Annotated in this window: 20 protein-coding genes; 2 read left to right on the top strand and 18 right to left on the bottom strand. The window is 30.9% G+C overall.

Features of this window, described 5'->3' with window-relative positions:
• Positions 1-71 precede the first annotated feature (71 nt).
• Complete coding sequence (gene spoVB, locus BN1075_RS16330; protein WP_235777825.1) at positions 72-1,586, top strand: stage V sporulation protein B; 1,515 nt, start codon at positions 72-74, stop codon at positions 1,584-1,586.
• A 42-nt stretch (positions 1,587-1,628) separates the two neighbouring features.
• On the opposite strand, the gene BN1075_RS16325 is transcribed toward spoVB, so the two are convergent.
• Genes BN1075_RS16325 through BN1075_RS16315 form a run of 3 tightly spaced genes read right to left on the bottom strand, consistent with a single transcriptional unit; the run spans position 1,629 to position 5,418 of the window.
• On the bottom strand, positions 1,629-3,254 hold the full coding sequence (locus tag BN1075_RS16325; protein WP_052406601.1) for a putative polysaccharide biosynthesis protein: 1,626 nt from the start codon (positions 3,252-3,254) through the stop codon (positions 1,629-1,631).
• A gap of 11 nt (positions 3,255-3,265) precedes the next feature.
• The gene (locus tag BN1075_RS16320; protein WP_040194306.1) at positions 3,266-4,219 is read right to left on the bottom strand and encodes an RluA family pseudouridine synthase; all 954 of its coding nucleotides are present in this window, start codon (positions 4,217-4,219) and stop codon (positions 3,266-3,268) included.
• A 17-nt stretch (positions 4,220-4,236) separates the two neighbouring features.
• Positions 4,237-5,418 carry a M20 metallopeptidase family protein gene (locus tag BN1075_RS16315; protein ID WP_040194305.1) on the bottom strand — a complete coding sequence of 394 codons (1,182 nt, stop codon included), beginning with the start codon at positions 5,416-5,418 and terminating at the stop codon, positions 4,237-4,239.
• 277 nt (positions 5,419-5,695) lie between these two features.
• Here BN1075_RS16315 and BN1075_RS22265 point away from each other — a divergent pair, with 277 nt between their 5' ends.
• A complete protein-coding gene (locus BN1075_RS22265) occupies positions 5,696-6,511 on the top strand; it encodes a hypothetical protein (protein WP_052406600.1) in 816 nt (271 codons plus the stop codon).
• An 85-nt stretch (positions 6,512-6,596) separates the two neighbouring features.
• Here the strand turns inward: BN1075_RS22265 and BN1075_RS16305 are convergent, their stop codons facing one another.
• The 15 genes from BN1075_RS16305 to BN1075_RS16235 all read right to left on the bottom strand — a co-directional run bounded on the left by BN1075_RS16305 (position 6,597) and on the right by BN1075_RS16235 (position 16,766).
• Positions 6,597-6,950: a BRCT domain-containing protein gene (locus BN1075_RS16305; RefSeq protein WP_040194303.1), complete on the bottom strand. Its 354-nt coding sequence runs from the start codon at positions 6,948-6,950 to the stop codon at positions 6,597-6,599.
• A 15-nt stretch (positions 6,951-6,965) separates the two neighbouring features.
• A complete protein-coding gene (locus BN1075_RS16300) occupies positions 6,966-7,361 on the bottom strand; it encodes a 3'-5' exonuclease (RefSeq protein ID WP_268871561.1) in 396 nt (131 codons plus the stop codon).
• Positions 7,362-7,653: 292 nt separating this feature from the next.
• Complete coding sequence (locus tag BN1075_RS16295) at positions 7,654-8,193, bottom strand: hypothetical protein (protein WP_040194300.1); 540 nt, start codon at positions 8,191-8,193, stop codon at positions 7,654-7,656.
• A gap of 106 nt (positions 8,194-8,299) precedes the next feature.
• Positions 8,300-8,530 (bottom strand): hypothetical protein, encoded by a 231-nt coding sequence (locus BN1075_RS16290; RefSeq protein WP_040194299.1) that lies wholly within the window; start codon positions 8,528-8,530, stop codon positions 8,300-8,302.
• A 23-nt stretch (positions 8,531-8,553) separates the two neighbouring features.
• Entirely contained in the window at positions 8,554-10,593 is a 2,040-nt protein-coding gene (locus BN1075_RS16285; protein ID WP_052406599.1) for a phage tail spike protein, read from the bottom strand.
• Positions 10,575-11,309 carry a hypothetical protein gene (locus BN1075_RS16280; protein ID WP_040194298.1) on the bottom strand — a complete coding sequence of 245 codons (735 nt, stop codon included), beginning with the start codon at positions 11,307-11,309 and terminating at the stop codon, positions 10,575-10,577. The genes BN1075_RS16285 and BN1075_RS16280 overlap by 19 nt, the downstream gene beginning before the upstream one ends.
• A gap of 53 nt (positions 11,310-11,362) precedes the next feature.
• Positions 11,363-12,100 carry a distal tail protein Dit gene (locus tag BN1075_RS16275; RefSeq protein WP_040194296.1) on the bottom strand — a complete coding sequence of 246 codons (738 nt, stop codon included), beginning with the start codon at positions 12,098-12,100 and terminating at the stop codon, positions 11,363-11,365.
• Positions 12,101-12,112: 12 nt separating this feature from the next.
• On the bottom strand, positions 12,113-13,897 hold the full coding sequence (locus BN1075_RS16270; RefSeq protein WP_052406598.1) for a tape measure protein: 1,785 nt from the start codon (positions 13,895-13,897) through the stop codon (positions 12,113-12,115).
• A gap of 16 nt (positions 13,898-13,913) precedes the next feature.
• Entirely contained in the window at positions 13,914-14,162 is a 249-nt protein-coding gene (locus BN1075_RS16265; RefSeq protein WP_148315529.1) for a hypothetical protein, read from the bottom strand.
• A 65-nt stretch (positions 14,163-14,227) separates the two neighbouring features.
• On the bottom strand, positions 14,228-14,737 hold the full coding sequence (locus tag BN1075_RS16260) for a hypothetical protein (protein ID WP_040194293.1): 510 nt from the start codon (positions 14,735-14,737) through the stop codon (positions 14,228-14,230).
• A 108-nt stretch (positions 14,738-14,845) separates the two neighbouring features.
• Entirely contained in the window at positions 14,846-15,436 is a 591-nt protein-coding gene (locus BN1075_RS16255; protein WP_040194291.1) for a hypothetical protein, read from the bottom strand.
• A gap of 17 nt (positions 15,437-15,453) precedes the next feature.
• Complete coding sequence (locus BN1075_RS16250; RefSeq protein ID WP_148315528.1) at positions 15,454-15,837, bottom strand: hypothetical protein; 384 nt, start codon at positions 15,835-15,837, stop codon at positions 15,454-15,456.
• Positions 15,834-16,151, bottom strand: a complete 318-nt coding sequence (locus BN1075_RS16245; protein ID WP_040194289.1) for an HK97 gp10 family phage protein — start codon at positions 16,149-16,151, stop codon at positions 15,834-15,836. The genes BN1075_RS16250 and BN1075_RS16245 overlap by 4 nt, the downstream gene beginning before the upstream one ends.
• Positions 16,144-16,461, bottom strand: a complete 318-nt coding sequence (locus tag BN1075_RS16240) for a hypothetical protein (protein ID WP_040194288.1) — start codon at positions 16,459-16,461, stop codon at positions 16,144-16,146. Before BN1075_RS16240 ends, BN1075_RS16245 begins: the two co-directional genes overlap by 8 nt.
• An 11-nt stretch (positions 16,462-16,472) precedes the next feature.
• Positions 16,473-16,766 carry a hypothetical protein gene (locus tag BN1075_RS16235; protein ID WP_040194287.1) on the bottom strand — a complete coding sequence of 98 codons (294 nt, stop codon included), beginning with the start codon at positions 16,764-16,766 and terminating at the stop codon, positions 16,473-16,475.
• Between the last annotated feature and the right edge of the window lie 44 nt (positions 16,767-16,810).

Here is a 16,810-nt window from a genome sequence, read left to right as displayed (position 1 = left end):
CGTTACACTTGGGTTTCTAAATTAAAATACCTACTATTTGAATATTAATTAAACATATTGGGGGAGATAAAATGGAAATGGAAAAAGATACTTTTTATAGAGATACCTTCGTGCTAACTCTTTCAAATCTTGCGATGGGAGTGCTGAGGTTTATGTTCTCTATTCTGCTTTCCAGGCAGCTTGGACCTGAAGGAGTAGGTCTCTATGGGCTCATTATGCCAATATATGATTTATTTTGCTGCATAGTCTGTGGTGGAATAATAGCAGCAGTATCAAGAGAAACCTCTGCATATTACGGTACTAACCGCTTTCAAGACTTACATAAAACAGTGAATATATCCTTTATATTTATTTTAATGTGGGCAATGTTCATAGCAGCTTTAATGTTTTTAATTACACCAGTCATGTGCAAATATATTATCAAGGATTCAAGAGCTGTAATTTCCCTATGGATTGTATGTCCTTCAATTATTTTTATTGCGGTTTCAACAGTATTTAAAGGCTATTTTTATGGAGTGAATGAAGTATTAGTTCCATCTGTTATTGATATTGTTGAAAAAGCAGTTAGAATGCTTCTATTAGTTGGAATCATCTACTTCTTCGCATTAAAAACTATTGAAAACACAGTAGCAGCAACCTATTTCTCTTTCACAATTGGTGAAATGATAAGCTTTATATTTCTTTATGGGTTCTATAAAAAAAGCCGAAGAAAAATTCCTTATACCAACAGTACGTGTTCAGAAAATAGAATTCAGCTTTTATTTAACATTTTAATTATAGCTGCACCTTTAGCTATAAATGGATTTTTAACCACTGCACTACAGAGTGTATCTACTCTTTTAGTACCTCGCAGATTAGTTGTAGCAGGTTTTGATTATATTGGAGCTTTAGAAATTATCGGTAAATTTAACGGAATGGCTTTAGCCATTGTATATTTTCCACTAGTTATTGTTAACTCACTGTCAACGGTAATTATCCCTGATTTATCAAGAAAAATAAGTCAAAAGGATTATGTTAATATTAATAATAGAGTAAATGAAGTAATTAAGATTTGTTTTATGCTTGGAATTTCAACAATAATAATTTGTTATACCTGTCCAAGAATACTAGGTGAACTGTTCTTTAATAGAAATGATTTGGCTGAATTTATAAAAATTGCTTCCATAGCTTCTCCATTTATGTATAGCCATTACTGTACCTATAGTATATTAAATGGCCTAGGAAAGCAGAAAATTATTGTTGTTAGCTCCTTATCCACAGCTATAATAGAAATAGTTTTGATTTATTTCTTAATCGCTATTCCTTCTATTAATATTTATGGTTATGGAATATCCTTGATATTAACTTCTATAATTGGTCTTTTAATAAATCTATATTTTATCAGCCAGGTAATTGAATTAAACCTTCCTATGGGAGAGTTTTTAATAATTGCACTTTTAAGTATTTTAGTATTCATTATAGCAAATGTAGTTAATAGTATTATTCCAGATTCCTATATTGCATCGAAATCAATATCTGTTATTTGCATTGCTTTTTCTTTATTCTTTATTTCAAGTTCATTAATCAGAAAAAGTTCAGCCAAATAAAAAACAAACCGTATTTGAATGAATCAAATACGGTTTTTATCATTATCTTAATTTTGAATAAACCTTTGGTGGTATAAGCTTTGTAAGCTTTCCTGGCAAAGAATTTAAATCAGATTTTCTAACTCCTCCAATTGAAATTAGAACAATAACATATATTACTCCAGCAATAATTATAGTTATTCCTGCAGCTATTAAATTTAATATGTATCCGCTTAAAACAAAACCTAATCCGCCATTAATAAGTTTAAATACTAAAGAAGTACCTATTCCCATAACTAAACCTGCAATAACAGGTTTTATAGCACATGTAAGTAAATTAGTCCTCACTCCTATAGATTTATTAATCTGCCATTGGAATAAAAACATCATTACTAAGTAACAAGCTCCATTACCCCAGACAGCACCAATAATTCCTATAGATGGTATTCCTACTAATACATAGTTAACAATGGCCTTAACAAGAATTCCAAGAACTGAAAATACAGTTACTAAGGTAACTTTTCCTAAGCCTTGCAAAATTGAAGTTTGAATCAAGGAAATTGCATAGAATACTAATACCCATGACCCCCAGATTAATAAAGGTGAAACCTCCATATCATAGCCTAAAATTTTTAAAATAGGCACAGAAAGAACTGCAAAGCCAACTGCACATGGTACTGAAATCATAAATGCAACTCTATAAGAGGATTTAATGTTCACTTTAAGGGCCTTTTTATCCTTTAAAGCACTTAATCTTGAAATAGCTGGAACAAGAGCAATTGCTAAAGCTCCCATGATTGCCATTGGAATAGAGATAAGTGTGTTATATAACGCAATAAAGCCCCATTGGGTTTCAACTAAAACTTCTGATAAACCTTGTGATAAAAGTCTTCCCTTCACAATTTTAAGGTCAACAATAGGTCCTGCATTTTGAAGAGCAGAAGCTATTGTTATTGGAAAGGCGTATCTTAGAATTAATTTAAGAATCTCTTCGTTGCTATGTCTTTTTACACCTTCAACATTTTTTCTGTGACGTACTTTTTCGCTGTTTTTACTGTAAATCCATATGAAATAAAGAGATGCCCCAACGGCACCAACAATAGTTCCAACAGTTCCACCAGCAGCTCCATAACTAGGACCCTTCCCTATAAGCATTGCAGCAAAAAGCAAGCTGAAGATAATATTTAATATCTGTTCACCTACCTGTGATACTGCTGTAGGAGTCATATCTCCAATTCCTTGAAAATAACCTTTATAGGCACACATAATAGATGTAAATAATATTCCTGGAGCCAGCCATCTTGTAGCTAAAATAGACTCCGTACTATTAAAGGCCTTATTTAAAGGTGTTGCAAATATAAACATAAATAGTGATAAAACTGCTCCAATAACTATAAGAAGGGTTCTTGAAACCTTAAAGGTTTTAAGTGCATCCTTATAATTTCCCTTTGCTTCAAGCTCTGCAACAAGCTTAGCAATAGCAACGGGTATACCAGCATTTGCTATGGTATATATATATGTAAAAATTGTATAAGTGGATGAATAAACTCCCCATCCTGCAGCACCTAATATATGCCTAAGAAAAGGTGTGTATAGTACTGACAGCACCTTAACAGACATCATTGATATGGTAAGCACCATAAAACCTTTAGCTACAGACTGCTGAGTCAACTCAGTTCTGTCTTTCATAAAAACCTCCGCTAAAACTTAAATACATCATTTTTGATTTTCTTTAATATTGGTGGTAATGATTCAGCTATAGTTTTGTTCTTCATATATTTAAGTTCATCAGAGTCAGATTTGAAGATAACCTTATAAGCGTATAGGAATTGGAAATCTAAACCGTATCTATTAACGAAGAAGCTGTTTAATTTTTTATCACCATACTTTGAATCACCAACGATTGGATTTCCAAGAGAAGCAAGATGAGCTCTTAATTGATGGCTTCTTCCTGTAAGAAGGTTAATTTCTATGAATGAGAAAGTACCACAACTTTGAATTGTTTTAACTTCCATGGCAATCTCTTTACTGTTTGGAACTTCATGTTCATATACTTTAGATATATTAGCATCTTCATTTTTAAGAATATAGCCAGTGTAAATACCATCTTTAATTCTTCCTTGAACTAAAGACATATAGTATTTTTCAATGTCTCTTTCTCTTATAGCTTCGTTTAAAGCTTTAAGGTATTTAAAGTTCTTACCGAAGATGACAACTCCAGAAGTGTTTCTGTCAAGTCGGTTACATGGAGCAGGAGTAAAAGTAATTTCCTTCTCTGGTTCAAAATCTCCTTTATCATATAAGTAAGATAGTACGTAATCAGTAAGAGTTGGAGCTCCGCCTTTAGTATCACTATGAACTAAAAGATTTGGCCACTTCTCAACCATTAATATGTTTTCATCTTCATAAGTTACCTTAAAGTTATTATCTATTCTAACGAACTCTTTCTTCTCTCCAGAAGTTTTAAGATATTTTATTAATATTTCATCGCCTTCTTCAAGGACATACTGTTCTTTTATTTTCTTTCCATTAACTCTGATGTCACCTTTTCTAAAAGCTTTATAAATAGCGCTTAAAGGTACATCCTTAAGTAGCTTTCTTAAAAATTTATCACATCTTTGCCCTGCTTCATTTGTTCCTATTTTTATATTCATATTTTCCTCCAAAATGTTTATTTGTTTAAAAAATCAATTGCAGCCTTACAATGAACAGCAACTCCTGTCTTTAAGCAGGCTTCATCAATATCAAAGTAGCAGCTGTGAATTGGATAAGTAAATCCTTTTTCCTTATTACCACAGCCTAATTGATAAAATATTGCCGGCACTTCAAGTGAAAAGTATGCAAAACTCTCAACACCCATGGTTGGTTCACTTAAAATTTTAACATTATCGTTTCCTAGAAGCTCTGCAGCTGAAGTGTATAAAATATCGTACATATCATCGTTGTTATATAAACAAGGATAACTTTCGAATATCTCAATTTCACAATGACCTCCAAGACTTTTTGCTTGAAGCTCAACAGTTTCCTTTAAGCGAGTTTTAATTCTTTCTCTATCTTCAAGGGTCATGGTTCTAATTATTCCTTCAAGGGTTACACTGTCAGGGATAACATTAGCAGCAGTTCCACCATTTATTTTTCCAATGGTGATTACCGCAGGCGAAACCGGACTTGTTTCTCTGCTAACTAAAAGTTGTAGTGCATTTATAACCTGAGCTGTCATGGTTATTGGATCAATCCCCTTGTGAGGGCTTGCACCATGGGTTCCCTTGCCAAAAATTTTTATGGTAAAGGGATTTGAAGCAGCGTATGCAACACCTCTTTTAATTCCAATAGAGCCAACTTTAATGCTTTCATCAACATGGCAGCCGATAATTCCATTAACCTTTGGATTCTCAAGAGCACCTTCTTTTATCATTACAGGAGCACCACCAGTGGTTTCCTCTGCTGGTTCAAAGATAAACTTAACATTTCCTTTAAGTTCACTTCTGATTTGGTTTAAGACCTTTGCAGCACCAAGAGCCATGGTCATATGTGCATCATGACCACAGGCATGCATTCTTCCAGGAATTTTAGACGCGTAAGACGCATCATTTTTTTCTTCCATTGGCAGTGCATCCATATCACAACGGATTGCTACAGTTCTATCCCCTTTTTCTTCAGCTTCCCCATATATTGTCGCAACTATGCCTGTTTTAGCACAGCTGAAGAAGTTAATTTTCTCTTTTGTTAAAAATTCCTTTATAATTTCAGATGTTATATGTAAATCAAAATCTAATTCAGGATTTTCATGAAATCTTCTTCTAAGTTCTATTAATTCTGCACTTATTTTCTCTGCTTTAATAATTAAATCCATAGATATCCTCCCATTTATGTATATTTTTATATAATATGTAAGGATTAAGTACTACTAACCAAATCTTTGACTTAGTTAGTAGTACTTTGCTTCAAATCATTATATCCTATAACTGAGTTTATTTCAATATTTACCATGATTTCTTAAAAAAATCATAAGAGATAATCAGTTGCAGTAAAGAACAATATGAATATGACTTATATTTATCAAATATTTCTAAACATTCACATGAAAAGGTGATAGAATGAAGTATACAATTCTATGAGGAGGAAGCATAGTGAGTATTTTAAATATATTTAAAGGCTATGATAAAAATGGGTTTAACCAAAAAGGAATACATAAGAATGGAACTAAATATGACCAGGAAGGTTACGATAAAAATGGCTTGAATAAAGAAGGCTTCAACCGAGAAGGCTATGATGCAAAAGGATATGATGCTGCTGGATATAATAAGGAAGGATTCCATAAAAGTGGCTCTATTTATAATAAGCAGGGCTTTGATATAAATGGCTTTGATCGAAGTGGTTTGAACAGACGTGGGTATAGAATGGATGGATTTAATGAAAATGGTTTCGATGTTACAGGCTATAATAGAAGAGGCTTTGATCATGATAGAATACATAAAAATGGCACAGAATATGATGATGAAGGCTTTGATTTCTTTGGCTATAATATTCAGGAAATTGATTTTAACGGCTTTAATCGCAAAGGCTTTAATAATGATGGCTGGCATATAAATGGGACAAGATATGATGATCAAAGCTTTGATGCAGAAGGTTATAATAAATATGGCTTTAATAAATACGGAGTTCATAGAAATGGTACAGAATTCAATGAATATGACTTTAACTTTCAAGGTATTCATAAGAATGGTACATCCTTTAATGAAAAGGGATTTGACATTGATGGCTTCGATGAAAGTGGATATAATCAATTTGATTTTAACAAGGATGGTCTTCATATAAATGGTACACCTTACGACGACTTTGGATATGACAAAGATCGTTACAACAAGGATGGCTTTGATAAATATGGAGTTAACCGTGAAGGTGTAAGTAAAAGAGCCCTAAATTCTAATCCTAATGAAAAATAAATGCATATAAAAACAGATAAGACTGATATTGCAGTTTTATCTGTTTTTATTTTTGCTCTGATGAAAATTAATGTTTCTATAATATCTATTCTATCTCTGATAAAAACTCTTCCATAGAAATAATCTTTATATTTCCCCTTTTAGCTATAATAAGCTTTCTTCCAGGCTTCTCCCCTACCACTAATACATCAGTGTGTTTAGAAATACTGTTGCTGGTTGCAAAGGCTCCATGCTCTCTTGCCATTTTCATTAAGGTTCCTCTGGTATAAGGTCCTCTGCCTGTAAAAACTATGTTTTTGCCTTTAATACTATAAGGAAGATTGTCAGCTTCTTTCCTAACAACAATGGTAAAACGACCTCGCTTGAAGGAATCATATCCAGCTTCATCTTCTATAGTAGGTAAATTTAGTTCTTCTATTTCATCCATACTATAATTCATGTTAAGCTCCTTTGTCTAGCTGACAACATCAATAAGTCCGTTATTTATAAGTACAGCAAAATCAAATTTCCTAGAAGTATCCTTAAATCTAATTTTAATATTAGCATCGTTGATTTCCTCAATAACACCAGCTCCATAAAACTTATGGTTAATTGATACTCCCACCTTATACTTTTCACGACCAAGCATTTCAGCAGTTAAATCACATTCCTTTAAGAATTGGGATTTAGATTTCTTTTCACCACGAATCATATCAGGTGCAACAAAGATAACATTATTGATGGCTCTTGTTAAACCAACGTAGAAGAGTCTTCTTTCTTCCTCTAAATCATTATTCTTGTAAGGAATAAATCCATCTACAGCATTTATTATATAAACGGTGTCAAACTCCATACCTTTTACGGCGTGAATTGAAAATGCTTAATAGTTAGAAGTACTAATAATAAACATATTATCGATTTAAATCTTAATTCATTCCATTCATTATTAAATTATGCTTCTATTATATACGGTATTATGTCATTAGACAATAACTATATTTTAGAAGAAAAAATAAAAGGCAGTAGAAGTCAATCTACTACCTTTAAATTTTATTATTTTATTCATTACAGCAATAACTTTTCCAAAATAAAAAGAGAGCATCTCTGCTCTCCTCGCTCACAATAACCTAAAATTACGAATTAATCTGTTATTAATAAATTAGTTAAAAATTATAAAAACTTTTCTCCAGTTCAAAGACCTCTCCTGTTAAAGGATTAATTGAAAAGAATCTATTTTTTCCATCAATTTTAATTTCATAATAATAAAACTCATTATCAATTAAAATAACCTTTGGGAATCCTTTGGGATATGGCGTAACAGGAAGTCTTGGAATGAATTCATCATTTGCAATAAATTCTATATCTGATTTCTCATTTAAATATTCAGCTAAGATAACTTTACCATTATCATAGGTATATTTAGGAATAGCTCCACATATAAGGAATGGAACTGCCATAAAAACTACCATTAAAAAGCATATGCCCAATTTGAATTTAGTGTTGGTGTATTTCTTCGCTGCATTACCTGTCAACTGAAATACCAAAAATATTTGAATAAGAATTGAAGTTGAAAATACACTATAACTTATAACTCCAGCATACTCTGGAAAAAGTGAAAAAATGATTACAGTTTCAATTATAGATATGACTACTATAGATAATCTCAAGGGCACCTTTGCCCTAGGATTTTTTATTATGTTCATCTAAACGCCTCCTCAATTCACACTTAAATACAATCAGACTTCATTACTTATTTTACCATAAAATAAACATAATTGAATAAAACTTTTTAATAAAATCGAAGTTTAATTATTTGCTAATTAGAATTTTATCTACTTTTATTTCTAACTTGTCCACTTTTGTGTCTATATTTTTTATTAAACTACTATTTGTTAAAACCAATTCTTGATTAGTCTTGGTAACCATATCAAGGGTGGTAGACATTTTTAAATACATACGCCAAAGTGCGAATGCTAGTCCAATAGAACAAACAATAGGAAACCCCAAAGTCGATATTGACGTTACTAGATCGGGACTCATAATAATCACCTCTTTTCTTCTGTTTATTTTACAACTAAAGCCTTTAATTGCTTTATTTGTGCCTTTAATTGCTCTATTTCACTCATTAACTCTCCTTTTGTAACAAGTCTATATTCTTCATTGCTATCTTTTTCTAAAGCCATTGTGGCGGCTCTACCAACGTTAGATGCATATATATTTCCTGTTACAGTTAAGTTCGTACAATCTATTAACATTGCAGTATTGTCTGCTCTAGGTTTTATGTAATCTGTTCTTAATGTTCCTTCTACTTTTAAATCCCTATTACACCTCATGTTTTCCCACACTTGAATAGGATAGTTAGCATCATTTCTTAATCCATATTTGTCAAACTCCATATAAGTTCCAACTGTATTGTTAGATTTGTTATATCCTATGGTAACAATACTATCTAAATCGTTATACATAGACAACATTGCTACTTTATTTGTAGAGTCATATAGACTTCCTAGACTGCCGATATAATCTCCATCTACTGCCCAGGAGTATAAATCAATTTTATTATTTGCAATCTTAAGTGCATTTTTACCATTATTTCTAAACAAGCAACCTCCAGACTTACTTAAATCTATTTCAAAACTTCCATCACTATTTTTTATTAATACTGTACTAAGAACGCCACTCTTAATTAGATTTGCGTTTAGAACTCCTGTTGTAATAACATCTGCTACAATTCCTTGAGATGTTATTGCCCTAATAATTTCACCATAGTATCCATTTTTAAATAACCCAATTCCATTCTTAGTTGCTTTAATCCCATTTGTTGCTGTATTCTTATCTCTTGTGTCCATTATTGCCCATCCATTTGTGTCCCACGTAAAATATCCTTCTTTAATACCTGCATTAATTAAATCTGCCGCATTTTTCTTTGCTTCGAGTAATATATTGTCTGGGTCAGGAATATTCTCTATTTCTTTCACTATATCTGCAATGCTTATTTTATTACTACTAATAGAATAGTTAGATAATTCCACATCAATTACATTCTGTCTTAACACATTAAATCGTCTTTTAATGGCTCTTACTTTGATATTAATGCCTAGTTTATCTTCTACTACTGTTACGGTATCACCCAAATAAGCTCTTTCTAAAATAGCATAGTTCTTATATTCTTCTGTTTGTTCTAACGCTACAAATGAAATATTATACTTAGCCTTAATTTCATCTATATGATTTTGAGTGAATTCTAATCCAGCTCTTCTAATTAATTCATCCTGTGCCTCTGCTAAAGTATCAAATCCTTCTTCGCTATTTTCATCTTTTACTTTAATATCATCATACTTAATTTGCTTAGTTTTTATTTTAGAATATTTACCTATTAAAGCACTATCTACATATCCATCTATTGTAATACCATTAAATCCTTTGGGCTTTATTCTGGTAACAACGGTTTCAACGTCACTTTCATACTCAAATCCAGTTAAATTCTTACGTGATCTAATTTGAACTCCTCTATCTTGTCCTATCCTTGACATTAGATTTACTCTATAGCCACGTCTTTGTATTTCACATAAACCCCATCTTTTCTCAAAACTTTGTTCTGAATCGTGCAACGCCTGATATAGATTCACGTCTTGATAATATGCTGTGTTCAATTTCGTTATATCTGAAAATAGCTCTAAATTCTTTGCATAAGGTTTATTTGCTTTATACTCATTTGAATTAGTTAACATATGATCTAAAGCCCCTTGAGCATTAGTGTTTGTTGGTCTTATATCACTTAAATAAATATCTAATGTATCTGAAATTGTCAATTGTCTTGCAAATATCTCTATTAAATTAGTAGAAGGTATTATTTTTGCAATTCTAAATAATTCAGTACCATAATCCATTTTTATTTTTAATATATTCTCTTCAACTATATTTTTATATATGCCATCATCATCAATTATAAATGTTGCATCAAGTGAATAACCACCTACTAAATCCTCGTCAGTTATACACTTAATACATATATTATCTAGCACCGCTAAACCATTTCCGTATAATACTCTATTTTTAGTTTCATTCTTATCAAATATACTAATTAAGATTGGCTTGGACATTGTAACACCTCACTTACATTGATAAATACAGGTCTATACTCAATCAACACTCTGATATGACCATCTGTGGTTATCTTAATTTGATTTGTACCTTTATTTAATTTTATTGAATCTATATTAAACTCTTTATCGTCTGCTTTTACATTAACTGATACCTTATTACCATTAGTTAAATTTTCAATAGTAAAAGTATTTGTGGTAATATTTTTATACTTTAATATTTCAACACCTATTATGGTATCTAATAAATCTACTGCATTGGTATTATTTCTAATTTCAATAATATCTTCTTCATTATTTTCAACTCTTTGTATAACACAAGGTAAACAATAAGCTAAGTTAATCATCCTAAACACCACATTAACGTACCCATCTTTACTTGCATTTCGTGACCAAAACAAATTAGCTTTTCTAAATGTACCTTTATAGTACAAACCATCTAACTCTAATTCTTCATCTCTTGAATCTTGAAATAACCATCTATTTAAGGATTCAACTTCTGCCCCCTTCATAGGAACAGAAATTAAATCCTTATTTACTTTTCTAATTTTTAATGGTATATCTACATATCCATCTGCATTATTTAATACTTCATCACCAAATACACTTCTTTTTTCTAATATAAATTTACATTTTAAATCTAGTGGTGGATTTTGCCTAGCTCCCCACTTATAATCAAACCCAAAGCAACGTACAATTGCATCGTTATTTAACATTTATCCCTCTACCTCCTTTAAAATAAAAAAAATAGGTAGAGATTTACCCCTACCTATCGATATATGTTATCCCATTCAATATGCCATTTTGAAATATTGCCATTTAATGTTATTTTATTGTTTCCAACCTGTAGCTGTGGGAAATCACCATTCATATTACCTAAGTAATTATTTAAACCTGAATAACATAACATTAAATTACTATCAATTACTACAGTTCCATTTAAACCTTTGATTGTAACAATTTCACCATTAATATTAATACCTATATCTCCAGTACCCGTAATTTCGATTTTAGGATCTACTTTAAAGCTACTTACATTCTTTAAAGTTGTACTTTTAATTGTCGACGAATAAGAACATGATGTTTTACTACCATATGCAAATGGCTTACATACAAAAGTAACGTCAAATGCTCCATATCTTCCGACTTCCTTTATTATATCTCCAACAATAACTCTTTTAACTTTAAAATGTCTATCTTCTCTATCGTATATTAACTTATTGTCAGTTATGTTATTTAGCCATTCTAATATACCATCACACATAACCCACATATTATTAACATCTAACATTTTAAGCTTAAATGTTAGTTTTCTATCTTTATACGTACCTTTTTTTACTATTAAGTTACCACTTCTTCCCTCTATTTCAATTTCTTCTACATCCTCATTTAGTTGAGGAATAGAGGGATATTCCTCAACTGCTAATTGAAATTGTTGAGCATATTTTCCATTAAAATATAACATATACTCCAAACTATCCATTAAAAAACTATCTGTAGACAGCATTTATATCCCTCCTTAATATCGAAGCCTTACATCTCTCATTTGTAGTGCATCTATCTCATCTTTCATAGGTTTAGCTGTTGCTTTTGCAAACTCTCTACTATCTATATATAAAGGTATTGTAACTTGTAATAAGTCTTTAATCATGTCTCTTAGGTCATCAATAGGCAATATTGCCTCTGCTTTAGAACCCTTTCCATTATCAGCATCACCTACGCCTATATTTCCTAATACTGTAGGTTGTGTAAATATTGCCCCCTTGGAATACCAATCAACATTAAACTTAGGTATAGAAGGAGGGTTCAAGCTGAACTTACCAGATATATTGAAATGTGGTAACTTAATCTTAGGTAATGACCAATCGAATTTAAAGAAACCTTTCATTGTCTCTATAGCATCTTTTAGCTTACTTTTAGCCCAATTTATTGGCTTCATGATTCCGTCTTTCAATTCTTCAAATTTATTTTTAGCACCATCAACCAAAGAAGTTACCTTTTCACCTATCCAATCTTTTGCTGCTCCAAAAGCTGTTTTAATAATTTCCCATAGCTCTATCCAGAAGTTTCTGAAACCTTCACACTTATTCCATAATAAAACAAATATAGCTATAACTGCCACTATTCCAGCTATAATCCATGTTATTGGACTTGCTAACCATGCACTATTCATCGCCCATTGTGCTATTGTTTGTGCCACAGTAGAACCTTTTAAGGCTGTCATTGCTCCACTTAAAGCAGTATAAGCGGTTGATAAAGTATTTATTATTGTTGCTATAGCCATAACTCCTTTAAGGATTAAATAAGCTATAGTTAAATTTTTTACTACTCCAATTACTCCCATTATTTTATTATATGTATCTTCTCCAAAGACAGATATGATGGCGTCCTTCATTCCTTCCATGATGCCCTTCCCACTATCAATGTTTGCACTAAACTCATCTGTTAATTGCATTATTAAAGGCATATACTCTATTATCTTTTCGAATATAGGTTTAATAACTTTTTGAGAAATATTAGCAACATTATCTTTAATCGTTGATAGCATACCACTAAAAGTTTTACTTTGTGCTTCCATTGCTCCAACAGTACCATTTGCAATACTATCTAATGCCTGATTATATATATCAGCAGTTAACGCTCCTTCAGAAGCCATCTTCTTAACATCGCCTACCGCAATACCTAGTGTTTCAGACAATGCTTTATATATTGGTATTCCTCTATCTTGAAGAATGTTTAAATCCTCTGTATATGCAGTACCAGCCATTTGAACTTGAGAATATTGTCTTACCATTTCTTTAAGACTATCTTCCTGTACCCCAAACGCTGAACCCATATTACCGAATTTAGTCATTTGATCAAACATAGCTTGACCTTCAAATCCAGCATTATGTAATTGTTTTGCCATTTCATCAACACCCATTTTACTGAATGGTGTCTTTGCTGCATACTTTGTAATATCATCCATCATGGTCTTAGCCTGTTCCTGAGTCCCCAACAAAGTTGACCAAGAGGTTATCGAAGTTTCTAAACTTGCATTACCTTTTATACCCATTGCTAATATTCCACTAGCTAATCCACCTACTGCAATAGCTCCTCTTTTAGCCCACTTATCTATAGTACCCATAGCATTTTGTCCCATTTTCTTCATTTTCGACATCGCATCTGAAGTTTTTTTGGAACTGTCACTTATTTTATTAATGCTTTTATCAGTGGATTTTACCTTTTGATCAACTTTATCTAATCCACTTACTACATCTTTTATATCTAATTCAACCGAGCCTTTTAATTTAAATACATCCATTTATATTTCACCTCCTTTATTGAATGGTGACGTGTTGTTTCTTGAATTTTTCTAATAAATTCTTATTAGTTTCTTTAACTTTTATATAGTCGGTATCGGGCTTACTTATAAACTTCTTTCCTTCATTTATATAATCTGAATATCCCATTCCTTTACCATCGAGTTGAAGTAGGATATTATCGAATAAATATCTTTGATAAAGCCTTGAATCCATGTATTCAACATAAACTCCTTCTATTATCGGAAATGCTTCTTCCAAGTCCATATCTTGAATATAAGAATAGCAACCAGATTTGAAGAGAATTCCCACGAGGGAATTATTTAACTCTTCTATTTGGTTGCTAATGAAAAAAGCTTTAATAAAGTTTTGCTCTGCGATATTTGTTTAATCTGTTCTACTGCAACATCGAATTCTTGTGTTTCAAAATATTTAATTGGTTTATTGAATATTTTTGCTAGTGCTTTGTAAATTTCTTTTTCAGCATCTGGTATTCTCATAGCGAAATTATAAATTAGTTCCATTCCCATTCCAGATATATCTCTATTTACCTGTACCATAGTCTTTTCAAACTCTGATTTAAACTCAATATTCTCATTTAAAATTTGATGTGTAACTCCTTCTTTTTCAAGTTCTGATAAACTCTCATATGTTTCAAAGCCTATATTTTTAATTATCAATTCTCTTAATTCATTCAGCTTGTTTTCTTTTTTAGCATTTAAATCGGAAAATTTACTAATTGCGTTAGATATATCATCTTTCATATTGATTTTCTTTATAATTCTAATAACCTCCATTGCCTCGGGAGTTGTTATTATTAATTCGTTATTTTCATTTATCATATTAATCTTCCTTTCTTACTCTTACTTTAATAAACCTTCTAAGCCCCTATTTTAGAAGGCTTAGTAAAATAAAAAGAGACTAGAATATATATCTAATCCCTTTATTAATTAAACTGTTTCTTTTAATGTTATAATCTTGTAAGGTGTTTCATTTAATTTACCCAAATCATAAGCACTTACAAATTCTACTTTACAAGTACCATCATCAGATGCTTTAGTTTCTATAGATAAGTTTTCATTATAAGCATTTTGTAAAAGTATCATTTGAGCTTTTTTACCCGCTTTATTTACTCCAACCATAACTATATCATTGTACTGTGCATCTTCTATCGTTCCTTCTTTTACTGAATACACTTCATATGCTGTAGATGTATTAGTATCCTTAGTATATAAAGATGCCTCTAATAATTTCTTATTAACCAATCTTCCTGTAGCTGAAATTTTACCTTCTGCTCTTATTACATTCTCAAAACCTTGAACTCTCTTTTCATTGAATCCAGCTAATTGAGTACTGTGAATTTCCTTTGTTTCTTCAAAAGTACAACCATCGTCAGTTGTAACAAGCAAATTAGCATCAATTAATTTTGCAGTAATCTCCGAATCTAACTGTGTTAAATCAAATGAAGGTACTAAATATATATTAGCAGATCCAAATGTACTTTTGGTACTTACTGTACTTTGTAAACTTTGTGCAGCCATACTTAACACTTCCTTTCTTAATATTTAAATATTTTATAACTTAATGTAACCATAGACTTTCTATCTTCTAAATCATTAAAAGGCATATACCAAACATTATTTCTAATTATTTTAGAATCACATTTTTCTATATATGTATCATTCAACAATTTATCCAGTTCTAAAGCCTTATCTCTTACACTTGTTCTGTTTTCTATATTACTTATAACTTCTAATTCTAAGATTATAGAATCTTTATAACCCAAATCCTCAATATTCTTAAGACTATAAGTAATATATATATTTCTGCTATAATCTAATTCATTATTATCAACATCCTTTGAAGGTAAATAATCAGAATATACATTATTATCATCAATTGATATTAATTTATAAATCTCTTGTTGCAATAATTTCATCAATCATTTACCCCCTTTAAATGTTTTATTAATATATTTTCAGCATCTAACTCATTTAAAGTATCTCGCATCCACCCTTTAGAAGTACTATTTCTAAACTCTGTATATGGCGCATACTTTAACATTGACCCAAAAGTAATCACATATTTATCATCACCTTTTTCAGTCTTAAATGCAATTGCTCTTTTTAAAGCTCCTGTGTCAACAGGTGCATTAGCTTGTAAATCAGCAACTCCGCTTATTTCTATCTCTCTAACAGCTTCTTCAATCGCTGATTGTAGTTTACTTTTAATATCATTAATGTTATTTTCAAGCATTTACAACCACATCCTTATCTTTAATTGCATAGAGATTATATGAAATCCATGGAATGTGCTTTTCTATTTCATAAGTTTTATTTTGCCAAATAATTATATCTCCTACTGAAAACAACGCATCAGCATACATTTGAAATTGAGATTTAATATCCTCTCCCCATGTGTATTTAATAGCTTGAATATCTATAGGTTGAATATTAACCCTTATAGAATTATTACCTCTAGTATAGGCTTCAACTAATTGTCCTACCTCATTTTTTATTTTAATTTTTACAGTAGTTTCAATATCTGCATTCTTAAAAAACACCATATCTACACCACCTAAAATACTTTCAAATAAGGTCTTGGAAGTAATATTTTAACTTCTTCCGTTATTAAAGCATTGCTTAATCCATTATTAAAACTAATGCTTTGTCCACCTTGGGAAATAGAACTAATATTAGCTACTCCACCTGTAACATTAATATAGGATTTATAATTATCTTTAATTAACTCTATAGCAGTATCATAATTTAACATAATATAGGTGTCATTCCATTTAGCCTTGCCTTCTACATTTAAATAATTTCTAATAGCATTGATAGCCATATCATCTAAATATGCTTCATTTAACATATAAATAATCTCCTTTCTATTTTAAAAGATAGGGTAGGAGATTT

The organism is Clostridium culturomicium (assembly GCF_000821305.1).
Classification (GTDB): Bacteria; Bacillota; Clostridia; order Clostridiales; family Clostridiaceae; genus Clostridium_J; species Clostridium_J culturomicium.
This window is presented reverse-complemented; position numbering and strand designations above follow the sequence as displayed.

Bases quoted from the DNA above. Each gene is read 5' to 3' on its own strand.
- BN1075_RS16255 (WP_040194291.1), bottom strand. From the start codon at position 15,436: ATGGCTGCACAAAGTTTACAAAGTACAGTAAGTACCAAAAGTACATTT.
- BN1075_RS16245 (WP_040194289.1), bottom strand. From the start codon at position 16,151: ATGCTTGAAAATAACATTAATGATATTAAAAGTAAACTACAATCAGCG.
- BN1075_RS16290 (WP_040194299.1), bottom strand. From the start codon at position 8,530: ATGAGTCCCGATCTAGTAACGTCAATATCGACTTTGGGGTTTCCTATT.
- BN1075_RS16240 (WP_040194288.1), bottom strand. From the start codon at position 16,461: ATGGTGTTTTTTAAGAATGCAGATATTGAAACTACTGTAAAAATTAAA.
- BN1075_RS16265 (WP_148315529.1), bottom strand. From the start codon at position 14,162: ATGGACTTGGAAGAAGCATTTCCGATAATAGAAGGAGTTTATGTTGAA.
- BN1075_RS16320 (WP_040194306.1), bottom strand. From the start codon at position 4,219: ATGAATATAAAAATAGGAACAAATGAAGCAGGGCAAAGATGTGATAAA.
- BN1075_RS16260 (WP_040194293.1), bottom strand. From the start codon at position 14,737: ATGATAAATGAAAATAACGAATTAATAATAACAACTCCCGAGGCAATG.
- BN1075_RS16270 (WP_052406598.1), bottom strand. From the start codon at position 13,897: ATGGATGTATTTAAATTAAAAGGCTCGGTTGAATTAGATATAAAAGAT.
- BN1075_RS16325 (WP_052406601.1), bottom strand. From the start codon at position 3,254: ATGAAAGACAGAACTGAGTTGACTCAGCAGTCTGTAGCTAAAGGTTTT.
- BN1075_RS16315 (WP_040194305.1), bottom strand. From the start codon at position 5,418: ATGGATTTAATTATTAAAGCAGAGAAAATAAGTGCAGAATTAATAGAA.
- BN1075_RS16280 (WP_040194298.1), bottom strand. From the start codon at position 11,309: ATGTTAAATAACGATGCAATTGTACGTTGCTTTGGGTTTGATTATAAG.
- BN1075_RS16235 (WP_040194287.1), bottom strand. From the start codon at position 16,766: ATGTTAAATGAAGCATATTTAGATGATATGGCTATCAATGCTATTAGA.
- BN1075_RS16295 (WP_040194300.1), bottom strand. From the start codon at position 8,193: ATGAACATAATAAAAAATCCTAGGGCAAAGGTGCCCTTGAGATTATCT.
- BN1075_RS16275 (WP_040194296.1), bottom strand. From the start codon at position 12,100: ATGCTGTCTACAGATAGTTTTTTAATGGATAGTTTGGAGTATATGTTA.
- spoVB (WP_235777825.1), top strand. From the start codon at position 72: ATGGAAATGGAAAAAGATACTTTTTATAGAGATACCTTCGTGCTAACT.
- BN1075_RS16305 (WP_040194303.1), bottom strand. From the start codon at position 6,950: ATGAATTATAGTATGGATGAAATAGAAGAACTAAATTTACCTACTATA.
- BN1075_RS16285 (WP_052406599.1), bottom strand. From the start codon at position 10,593: ATGTCCAAGCCAATCTTAATTAGTATATTTGATAAGAATGAAACTAAA.